This window comes from Streptomyces torulosus (genome assembly GCF_001419765.1).
Taxonomy (GTDB): domain Bacteria; phylum Actinomycetota; class Actinomycetes; order Streptomycetales; family Streptomycetaceae; genus Streptomyces; species Streptomyces torulosus.
Window position 1 is genome coordinate 1 of sequence record NZ_LIRK01000592.1, and the last position, 10490, is coordinate 10490.

Here is a 10490-nt window from a genome sequence, read left to right on the forward strand (position 1 = left end):
CCGCAACCGCGGCACCCCACAGCCTGCGGAATCCCTGCTCAAGACGGTGCGGCAGCTGATCGAATCGGTCAACGACACCCTCAAGGGCCAGCTCGACCTGGAACAGCACGGCGGCCGCACCATCGAGGGCGTCGGCGTCCGGGTGGCCCAGCGGATCCTGGCCATGACCTGCGCGATCTGGCACAACCGCACCATCGGCGCACCCATCACCAGGTCACTGATCGCCTACGACCACTGAGCCACATCGGAACTACTCGTCTAGAGCTCCTTGCGGAACTCCTCCGTCACCTTCAGGAAGATGTCGTTCGCCTCGTCCTCGCCGATCGTCACCCGGACACCCTCGCCCGGGAAGGGCCGCACGACGACCCCGGCCCCCTCGCACGCGGCGGCGAAGTCGACCGTCCGCTCCCCCAGCCGCAACCACACGAAGTTCGCCTGGGTGTCGGGCACCGTCCAACCCTGGCCGCGGAGCGACTCGACGACCCGATTGCGCTCGCAGACCAGCGTGCCCACCCGTCCGAGAAGCTCGTCCTCGGCGCGCAGCGAGGCGACCGCCGCGTCCTGGGCGAGCTGGCTCACCCCGAACGGCACGGCCGTCTTGCGCAGAGCGGCCGCCACCGGCTCGTGAGCGATCGCGAAGCCCACACGGAGACCCGCGAGCCCGTATGCCTTGGAGAAGGTCCGCAGCACACAGACGTTCGGCCGCTCACGGTAGAACTCGACGCCGTCCGGCACCTCGACATCCCGCACGAACTCGCGGTACGCCTCGTCCAGCACCACCAGCACATCGCTGGGCACCCGGTCGAGGAACCGCTCCAGCTCGGCCCGGCGGACCGCCGTCCCCGTGGGGTTGTTGGGGTTGCAGACGAAAATCAGCCGGGTCCGGTCGGTGATCGCGGCCGCCATCGCGTCCAGGTCGTGCACCTCGCCCGGCGTCAGCGGCACCTGCACGGACGTCGCCCCGCTGATCTGCGTGATGATCGGGTACGCCTCGAACGACCGCCAGGCGTAGATCACCTCGTCGCCGAGCCCTGCGGTCGACTGGATCAGTTGCTGGGCGACACCGACCGAGCCCGTGCCCGTAGCCAGGTGCGTGAGCGGCACCCCGAAGCGGTCCGACAACTCGTTCATCAGCCCGGTGCACGCCATGTCGGGGTACCGGTTGAACGACGAGGCCGCCCCGGTCACGCTCTCCAGCACACCGGGCAGCGGCGGATAGGGGTTCTCGTTGGAGGACAGCTTGTACGCCACCGGGCCGCCCGCCGCGGCCGGCTTGCCGGGCTTGTAGGTGGGGATACCCTCCAGCTCGGCTCGCAGCTTGGGGCTCGTCTCGCTCACCGCAGTCCTCCTCGTCGACGTAATGCTTCTCACCTTATGAGGATTCGGCGCGCCTGCGAATGGGTGCGGGCAACGAGGTCCGTCACTGCCGTTTCACCCGCATCACGGGCATCAGCGCACGAAGGGGATCAAAGCGGGGGCGCGCCGTTCACAAGCGCACGCGCCGGTGGCTCGCGCCGTAGCGCGCATCACCCGTGCAGGTGAGTTGAGACCTCTTCGAAACATGAGCTACTTGGCAGGCTCATGCGTGCCGACAAGTAGCGTACTGACATTGGATCGTTCAACTCCCTTGCATTGCAAGGCAATTGGGTATGGTTGACCTTGCAGAAACGTACCTGTCAACGGGTGCATATGCGTCCGCACTACCCCACCGCATGAGCCCTACTATCGGCTCGCCATGACAGCAGCAGGGAAGCACCAGGTGAGCCGGGCGGAAACTCCCCGCCGAGGCAGCCGGTCGGGCCGGGCGGGCATCCGAGACGTGGCCGCCGCCGCCGGGGTCTCCATCACGACCGTTTCCGACGCCCTCAACGGCAAGGGCCGGCTCCCGGACGCCACCCGACGCCATGTACGCGAGGTCGCGGACCGACTTGGCTACCGCCCTTCGGCGGCGGCCCGAACCCTGAGAACGGGCAAGTCCGGCCTCATCGGCCTGACCGTGACCACGTACGGGGATGAACCTTTCACCTTCACCGAGTTCGCGTACTTCGCGGAGATGGCGCGAGCGGCCACGTCGGCCGCGCTCGCCCGGGGCTACGCCCTCGTCATCCTGCCCGCGACCTCGCGCCACGACGTGTGGTCCAACGTGGCCCTGGACGGCACGGTGGTCATCGACCCGTCCGACCAGGATCCGGTGGTCAGCGAGCTGGTCCGCCAGGGATTACCGGTGGTCTCCGACGGCCGCCCGGCCGGAGCCCTGCCGGTCACCGCGTGGGTCGACAACGACCACGAGGCCGCGGTCCTCGGCATCCTCGACCACCTCGCCGATGCCGGCGCCCGCCGGATCGGCCTCCTCACGGGCACGACGACGGACACGTACACCCATCTCTCGACAACCGCATACCTGCGCTGGTGCGAGCGTGTGGGCCAGGATCCGGTGTACGAGGCGTATCCGGCGCACGATCCGTGCGCGGGAGCCGTCGCGGCCGACCGGCTGCTGGCCCGGCCCGACCGCCCGGACGCGGTCTACGGCCTCTTCGACCCGAACGGCACCGATCTCCTCGCCGCAGCCCGGCGCTACGGTCTGCGCGTCCCGGACGACCTGCTCCTCGTGTGCTGCAGCGAGTCCGCCGTGTACGCCACCACGGAGCCGCCGATCACCACGCTCTCGCTGAAGCCGCGCCGGATCGGCACGGCGGTGGTCCAGCTCCTCATCGACGCCATCGAAGGGGTCGAATCGGACCAACCGGTCGAGCAGGTGATACCGACGGAGCTGATCGTGCGGACCTCGTCCGAGCGGCGCTCGCCGCGTACGACGGTCAGTCCGCCACGATCACCCGAAGAGGGTTGACGCCCGAGCTGAGGGCCCGAACGCGAATTGGGCGGGGAGAGCCCCGCCCAATTCGGGAGAAAACCGCAGTGAACCGGGGCCCCGCGCCATTTCACCACCCCTGGGTCATCACATGGCGCGATCCGCATTCCTATGATGGGCGGACGACACCGCGGGCCGCTGCGACCAGGCAGTCCGATGCGGTGCAGATGCGGCGCGATGGTGGTGGAGGGGTCGATGACTCAGGGGGCCGGTCAGGGACCCGAGGTGCGGACGCCGACGGTGCGTGATTTCCGCGTGCCCGCGTACGTCCACGAGGCCGGTCCGTACGGACACACCACTCAGCCCGGCCAGACGGGCGATCCCGCCGAGACCATGGAGTACCCCGAGGGGTACACCCCCACCCAGCGGGACCTTCCGGTGATCAACCGGGGTGACACCCTTCAGGTGACCATCGACCCGGAGGCCGCGGCCGCCGAGCAGCCCGCCGGCAGGCCGGGCCCGCTGTTCGTCGTCGGTGACGTGCACGGCTACCTGGACGAGCTGATCGCCGCTCTGCGGGAGAAGGGCCTCGTCGACGCCGCGGGCAGCTGGTCGGCGGGCACCGCCCGGCTCTGGTTCCTCGGCGACTTCACCGACCGCGGCCCGGACGGCATCGGCGTCATCGATCTCGTGATGCGCCTGTCCGCCGAGGCCGCGGCGGCCGGCGGCTACTGCAAGGCCCTCATGGGCAATCACGAGCTGCTGCTGCTCGGCGCCAAGCGCTTCGGCGACACACCCGTCAACTCGGGCGCGGGCACGGCCACCTTCCAGGCCGCCTGGCTCCTCAACGGCGGCCAGAAGACCGACATGGACCGCCTCCAGGACCACCACCTGCAGTGGATGGCCCGCCTCGACGCCATGGAGGAGGTCGACGGCCACCTCCTGGTGCACTCCGACACCACCGCCTACCGCGACTACGGCGACTCCATCGAGGCCGTCAACGACACCATCCGCGAGACGATCACCCGCAACGACGCGGATGAGGTCTGGGACCTCTTCCGTAAGTTCACCCGGCGCTTCTCGTTCCGCGACGAGGGCGGCGCCGACGCCGTGCGCTCCCTGCTCGACATCTACGGCGGCACACGCATCGTCCATGGCCACAGCCCCATCCCGTACCTCCTGGGCGAGGTCGGCTCGGAGGACGGCGAGGACGGGGCGGGCCCCTCGGTCGAGGGACCGTACATCTATGCGGACGGTCTGGCGGTCGCCATGGACGGCGGTGTGACGATGGCAGGAAAGCTGCTGGTCCAGCAACTCCCGCTGCAGAGCTGATCCCGCCGCGGGCCGGCCTCCTCCGTCGAAAGAGTTCGCCGGCCAGGGTCCAATTTCTTCAAACCCCCTGTCACCGCCCGCCGTCACCGCTCTACCATCGGCTTATCCGTAGCAGGCTCCCCTCCGTTTCTGCCCGACGGCTCGTCAGCATGCCGAGCCACAAGCCCTACGGAGCATCGGGGGATGCACATGAACAGCGTTCCGCAGCACCTCCTCAGTGAGGACCGCCAGGAGTACGAGCGGATCCTCGGCGAGGCGCTGCGCTCCGCACCGTACCGCCCGGAATTCGCCGCCGGCCTGCAGCGGCTCAACCCCGAACAACTGCGCACCATGGCGCTCAACGCCACGGCCATCATCACGGCGGCCGCGGCGACCGAGTACGAGTACTACGTCAAGGCCCGCGACGAACTGCGCAACCCGCCACCGGCCCGCACCACTTCCGGAAGCACTGCGTCCGGCTCCTCCGAGCCCGACGGGACGGCGGTGGGACTCGTGGCCGCCATGGGAGAGGTCGGCGAGGCCGCCGGAGCGGGCGCGGGTGCCGTGGCCGCCGTGCTCGCCCCCGTGCTCGCCGGCACCGCCGCGGTGATCTTCCTGCTCGTCGGCTACATCATGAAGGTGCTCGACCCCGATCGGGCGATCGCCGAGACGCTCCTCACGACCGGATGGGTCTTCGGCGCGGTCACGGCGGCGGCGATTCTCGTGGCCGCGGTCGGCCTGCTGCTCACCGCGCTGCGCAACGGCTCCACCGCCCTGGAGGACCGTGGAGCACGCGACGAGCTGAACGAAGAGGTGACCCGCGCCAAGGAGGCATGGCGTGACGCCCTCCTGCAGCGCGGCATCCTGCCGTTCCTCCGGGACGCCCTGGCCCACCCGGACCCCGCGGTGCTGGGCGACCCGGACCGGCCGGCCCCGCCCAGCCGCATGCCGCACCTGGGCTACAACCGGCCCAACTTCACCAGCCCCGGCAGCGGCTCCTCCGGTTCCCGTCCCAGCTTCACCAGCCCGGACTTCAGCAGCCCGGACTTCGGCGGCCCGGAACACCAGCCTGAGTGACCCATCGGGTTCGAGCCGCCGCCCGGAACCCACCGGGGGCGGCGGCCGCCCGACGCTCGGCGGTGTCACCCCGCATGAGTGCCGGCGGCCGCGTTTGCCGCGGTCGGCCGACCGCCATGGTCACGCACCCGGCAGCGTGCGCACGGCCGACGGTCAAGGCGGCCCTGTGTCGGTGGAGGGCCGTCGCCCGCGCACTCCGCCCGACCGCCGGGCCGCCTGACCTATGCGGCTCCCTCAGTCCGCGAGCGGCAGATAGACCCGGTTCCCCGCCTGGGCGAACTCCTTGGACTTCTGCGCCATGCCCTCCTCGATCTCGGCCCGCGAGGTGCCGTGTTCGCGACGGATGTCCTGGGAGATTTTCATCGAACAGAACTTCGGGCCACACATGGAGCAGAAGTGAGCCGTCTTGGCCGGCTCCGCCGGGAGCGTCTCGTCGTGGAACTCACGGGCCGTGTCGGGGTCGAGGGCCAGGTTGAACTGGTCCTCCCAGCGGAACTCGAAGCGGGCGTCCGACAGCGCGTCGTCCCACTCCTGTGCGCCCGGGTGTCCCTTGGCGAGGTCCGCCGCATGGGCCGCGATCTTGTAGGTGATGACGCCCGTCTTGACGTCGTCACGGTTCGGCAGACCCAGATGTTCCTTGGGCGTGACGTAGCAGAGCATCGCGGTGCCCCACCACGCGATCATCGCGGCACCGATGCCTGAGGTGATGTGGTCGTACGCCGGCGCGACGTCCGTGGTCAACGGGCCGAGCGTATAGAACGGAGCTTCATCGCAGATCTCCTGCTGAAGGTCGATGTTCTCCTTGATCTTGTGCATCGGGACATGGCCCGGGCCCTCGATCATCGTCTGTACGTGGAAACGCTTCGCGATCCGGTTGAGTTCCCCGAGCGTGCGCAACTCCGCGAACTGGGCGGCGTCGTTGGCGTCAGCGATCGAGCCGGGCCGCAGACCGTCGCCGAGCGAGTACGTGACGTCGTACGCGGCGAGGATCTCGCACAGCTCCTCGAAGTGCTCGTAGAGGAACGACTCCTTGTGGTGGGCCAGGCACCAGGCGGCCATGATCGAGCCGCCGCGCGAGACGATGCCGGTCTTGCGGTTGGCGGTGAGCGGTACGTACGCCAGACGCACACCCGCGTGGACCGTCATGTAGTCCACGCCCTGCTCGGCCTGCTCGATGACCGTGTCCTTGTAGATCTCCCAGGTCAGTTCCTCGGCCTTACCGTCGACCTTCTCCAGGGCCTGGTACAGCGGCACCGTGCCGATCGGCACTGGGGAGTTGCGCAGCACCCACTCACGCGTGGTGTGGATGTTCCGCCCGGTCGACAGGTCCATGACCGTGTCGGCGCCCCAACGGGTCGCCCAGGTCATCTTCTCCACCTCCTCCTCGATGGAGGACGTGACCGCCGAGTTGCCGATGTTGGCGTTGACCTTCACCAGGAACCGCTTGCCGATGATCATCGGCTCGATCTCCGGGTGGTTCACATTCGCCGGCAGCACCGCCCGGCCCGCCGCGATCTCCTCACGGACGACCTCGGGCGAAACGTTCTCGCGTACCGCCACGTACTCCATCTCGGGGGTGATCTCCCCGCGCCGCGCATACGCGAGCTGTGTCACAGCCCGGCCGTCACGGCTGCGCCGCGGCTGGCGCGGCCGCCCCGGGAACACCGCGTCAAGATTGCGCAGGCCCCCGCGTGGTGAGGTGTGCTTGATGCCGTCGTCCTCGGGGCGGACGGGGCGGCCCGCGTACTCCTCTGTGTCACCACGGGCGATGATCCAGTTGTCACGGAGAGGGGTGAGGCCCCTCCTGACATCGGTCTCGACGGTCGGATCGGTGTACGGACCGGAGGTGTCGTACAGGGTGACGGACTGGCCGTTGGTCAGGTGCACCTGACGGACCGGCACCTGTAGATCGGGGCGCGAGCCCTCGATGTACGCCTTGTGCCAGCCGATGGACCTGCCGGTCCCCCCAGGCTGTTCAGCAGCACTGGCGTCCTGCTGTGAGGCATTTACCCCGTCTGTCTGGCTGGAGGCAGACGTGCGTGTGTCCTCGATGGTCATGAGACCTACTCCCTACGCCGGCATTACCCGGTAACAGGTTCAGCGGTCGACGCAGCGATTTCCGCCCGCCGATGTTCCACGTGAAACATCGCGTCTGCGGAGGTCAGCGCCCTCTCAGCCCGGTGCTCCGAGCTCCCGCGTGTGCAAAGGTGTCTCCACGCTAGCGTCCGATGTGGCGCGGTGAACAGTGGGCCTCGCTCGTTCTTGCGATGATCGGTCGGTGACCACGATGCAGCAGCCTCCGCCTCCTCCCTCCGAGCCGCCCCACGGCCATGGCCCTGGGAACGGGCACGGCCACGGTTCCGGCGGGGGGCAGGGATACGGCTCCGGAGACGGAAACGGCCCCGGTGACGGACACGGCCAAGGCCCGTCCTCCGGGGGTGGCCACGGCCACTCCCACAGTCACAGCCACGGCCCGGCCGCGCCCGTGTCACAGCACCTGCGCAAAGTGATCGCGGCGGTGCTGATCCCCTTCGCCACCGCGGTCCTCGTGGGCCTCGTCGTCCTGTGGCCCGGCGGTGCACCGCCGCACGAGCGCACTGGCGTGGGCTTCGACCGGCAGACCCAGTCGGCCACCGTGACCAAGGTCGAGGAGGTCGACTGCGCCTCTGTGAACGCCTCGGGCGTGCCGCCCACCGGGGACACGTCCACCGCCGAGGGATCGTCCGCCCAGCAGCAGGCGAAGGGCACCTGCAAGAAGGCGACGGTGCGCGTCGACACAGGCAAGGACAAGGGCCGTACGTTCACGGAGATCGTCCAGCCCGACCAGTCGCGGCAGTTGAAGCAGGGCCAGGAGGTCGTGGTCGCCTACGAGCCCGCCGCGCCCAAGGATCTGCAGTACTCGGTCACCGATGTGAACCGTAAGTTCCCCATGGCGCTGCTCGCCGGCATCTTCGCGCTCGCCGTCGTGGTGGTAGGGCGCATGCGCGGCGTCATGGCACTGGTGGCCCTGGCGATCAGCTTCCTGGTGCTGACCTTCTTCATCCTCCCGGCCATCCTTCAGGGCTCGAACCCCCTGGTGGTGGCGGTGGTCGGGGCCAGCGCCATCATGCTGATCGCGCTCTACATGTGCCATGGCCTCTCGGCCCGCACCTCGGTCGCGGTGATCGGCACCCTGATCTCACTGCTGCTGATCGGCCTGCTGGGTTCGCAGTTCATCGACTGGGCCGCACTGACCGGGAACACGGATGACAACACCGGTCTGATCCACGGCCTGTACCCGGAGATCGACATGAGCGGCCTGCTGCTCGCGGGCGTCATCATCGGTTCCCTGGGCGTCCTCGACGATGTGACGGTCACCCAGACCTCAGCGGTCTGGGAGCTGCACGAGGCCAATCCGGCGATGGGCTGGCGCGGGCTGTACCGCGCGGGCATCCGCATCGGCCGCGACCACATCGCCTCCGTGGTCAACACGCTCGTCCTCGCCTACGCCGGCGCCGCCCTGCCGCTGCTGCTGCTCTTCTCGATCGCGCAGAGCAGCGTCGGTACGGTCGCCAACAGCGAGCTGGTCGCCGAGGAAATCGTGCGCACCCTCGTGGGGTCGATCGGTCTGGTCGCCTCCGTGCCGGTGACCACCGCGCTCGCCGCGCTGGTCGTCTCGGCCGACCGCCCGGGCGCCCCCGCGACGGCGTCCGCGGCACCCGCGGCCGCTCCGGCACGTGGGGGGAGGGGGCGCCGCCGCAAGCGCTGAAGCGTTACGGCACGTGGGTGACGTACGGGTCAGCCCGCGCTCTGCTCCTCCGCCAGGATGCGGTCCAGCGCCTCGTCGAGCAGGGTGTCGAAGTCGGCGAGGGAACGCTCCTGCCCGAGCGGCACAAGCTTGTCCGTGCGGTCCAGGAAGGCCACCAACGGCGCCGTACCCACCCGGAAGAGCGCCTGGTCGCTGCCCACCTGAAGCCGGATCAGCACCTCGCCGAAGGTCTCCGGATCGGCGGGCGCGATGTGCACGTCCCCGTCCCCGCAGGGCCGGCCCACGCCGTCGATGAGCAGCTCTCTGCCGAAGGCCCAGGTCACCGGGGCGTCACCGGGCAGATGGAAAGTAAGCCGCACGGCATAGGGATCACAAGTCTCGTAGCGCAGCTCCACCGGGATGCGGAAGGAGAGCTCCTCCGACACGAGGAAGCTCATCATGACTTCTGCCTGTACCGACTCGCGCATCGCCTACCCCGCCATGTTGGTCGACTGGCCAGGAAACATCTGCCTGACACTCCTGGAAGTTTGCTGAAAGTACACGGGAGATCACAAGGAGTGATTTTTCAGATGCTGATAGAGATCGCGAGTGTCCCTAGCAGCATTCCGATCTCGGTCTGCAATTGATGCGCCGCGGGCAGCAGCCGGTCGGCCTGGTGCACGGGAAGCGAGAGGGCCAGGGTCGCGGCGGTCGTCCCCGCGGTGATGGGAATCGCGGCGCAGACCGTCCCCAAGGCGTACTCCTGGCGCTCGACGACGGGTTCCATCCGTCCGATCCGGTCCAGGCGCCGCAGCAGCGTCTCGTTGTCACGCACTGTGTACGGCGTGATCGACTGTACGGGGTAGCGCTCCAGGTGGTCGCGGCGGGCCTCGTCGCCGAGTTGGGACAGCAGGCACTGTCCGATGGCGTGCGCGTGGCCCGTCTCCCGGAAGTCGGCCCACTCCTCGACCGCCGGGGCGCTCGGGCTGTCGGCGACGCACTTGACCTCGATCTCGCCGTCCCGGTAGATCGCGAAGTACATGGGGGCGCCGATGGTGTCCCGCCAGTGCGCCAGGGCCTCGTCGACCGTGCTGCGACGTTTCTGCTGCGCTCCGCTGCTGCTCAGCCGTTCCGCGGCCTCGCCGAGGAAGAACAGTCCCTTCTCCCGGCGGAGATAGCCCTCGTGCACCAGGGTGCGCAGCAGGTGGTACGCCGTGGGCAGGGCGAGTCCGGCGTCCCGCGCCAACTGTTTGGCCGGTGCCCCGTGTTCTCGCTCGGCGACGGCCTCCAGCAACCGCATCGCCCGCTGCACGGAGCCGATGAGGGTCCCCGACTGCGGGTCGGGCACGCTCGGTGGGGCCGCCGAGGCCGATGGGCGCGCTCCTCGCCCCGACCTGTGCGCCGGAGGCGGTGGTGCGGGCCGAGCGGGTTCGGTGGCCGGCTCCGACTCGGGCGTGGGTGCCGACTCCGTCGATGACGCAGATGTCGATGCCCTGGGCGGCGGCGCGGGCGTCTGTGGCGCGGTCGTCGGTGGGGGCACGGTCCGGGGCGCCGGAGGGGGTTGTG

The 10490-nt window shown here is 69.3% G+C and carries 8 protein-coding genes and 1 pseudogene; 5 read left to right on the forward strand and 4 right to left on the reverse strand.

Going from position 1 to position 10490, the window contains the following annotated elements; all coding sequences use genetic code 11:
- A pseudogene (locus AOK23_RS34350) lies at positions 1–238 on the forward strand (IS982 family transposase); the annotation flags it as partial.
- Positions 239–258: 20 nt separating this feature from the next.
- Here AOK23_RS34350 and hisC read toward each other — a convergent pair.
- Entirely contained in the window at positions 259–1338 is a 1080-nt protein-coding gene (gene hisC / locus AOK23_RS34355) for a histidinol-phosphate transaminase (RefSeq protein WP_055716446.1), read from the reverse strand.
- Positions 1339–1735: 397 nt separating this feature from the next.
- On the opposite strand from hisC, the gene AOK23_RS34360 reads away from it, so the two are divergent.
- The 3 genes from AOK23_RS34360 (at position 1736) to AOK23_RS34370 (ending at position 5197) form a co-directional block, all read left to right on the forward strand.
- A complete protein-coding gene (locus AOK23_RS34360; RefSeq protein ID WP_079049873.1) occupies positions 1736–2848 on the forward strand; it encodes a LacI family DNA-binding transcriptional regulator in 1113 nt (370 codons plus the stop codon).
- A gap of 201 nt (positions 2849–3049) precedes the next feature.
- Positions 3050–4141 carry a metallophosphoesterase gene (locus AOK23_RS34365; protein ID WP_276205778.1) on the forward strand — a complete coding sequence of 364 codons (1092 nt, stop codon included), beginning with the start codon at positions 3050–3052 and terminating at the stop codon, positions 4139–4141.
- Positions 4142–4324: 183 nt separating this feature from the next.
- Positions 4325–5197 (forward strand): hypothetical protein, encoded by an 873-nt coding sequence (locus AOK23_RS34370; RefSeq protein ID WP_055716449.1) that lies wholly within the window; start codon positions 4325–4327, stop codon positions 5195–5197.
- 234 nt (positions 5198–5431) lie between these two features.
- Here the strand turns inward: AOK23_RS34370 and thiC are convergent, their stop codons facing one another.
- Positions 5432–7255: a phosphomethylpyrimidine synthase ThiC gene (gene thiC, locus AOK23_RS34375; RefSeq protein WP_055716450.1), complete on the reverse strand. Its 1824-nt coding sequence runs from the start codon at positions 7253–7255 to the stop codon at positions 5432–5434.
- Positions 7256–7475: 220 nt separating this feature from the next.
- On the opposite strand from thiC, the gene AOK23_RS34380 reads away from it, so the two are divergent.
- Positions 7476–8945 carry a YibE/F family protein gene (locus AOK23_RS34380; protein ID WP_055716451.1) on the forward strand — a complete coding sequence of 490 codons (1470 nt, stop codon included), beginning with the start codon at positions 7476–7478 and terminating at the stop codon, positions 8943–8945.
- 29 nt (positions 8946–8974) lie between these two features.
- On the opposite strand, the gene AOK23_RS34385 is transcribed toward AOK23_RS34380, so the two are convergent.
- Both AOK23_RS34385 and AOK23_RS34390 read right to left on the reverse strand, forming a co-directional pair.
- Positions 8975–9412: an SsgA family sporulation/cell division regulator gene (locus AOK23_RS34385; RefSeq protein WP_055520475.1), complete on the reverse strand. Its 438-nt coding sequence runs from the start codon at positions 9410–9412 to the stop codon at positions 8975–8977.
- A 98-nt stretch (positions 9413–9510) separates the two neighbouring features.
- Positions 9511–10236: an IclR family transcriptional regulator gene (locus tag AOK23_RS34390; protein WP_055716452.1), complete on the reverse strand. Its 726-nt coding sequence runs from the start codon at positions 10234–10236 to the stop codon at positions 9511–9513.
- Positions 10237–10490: the final 254 nt, after the last annotated feature.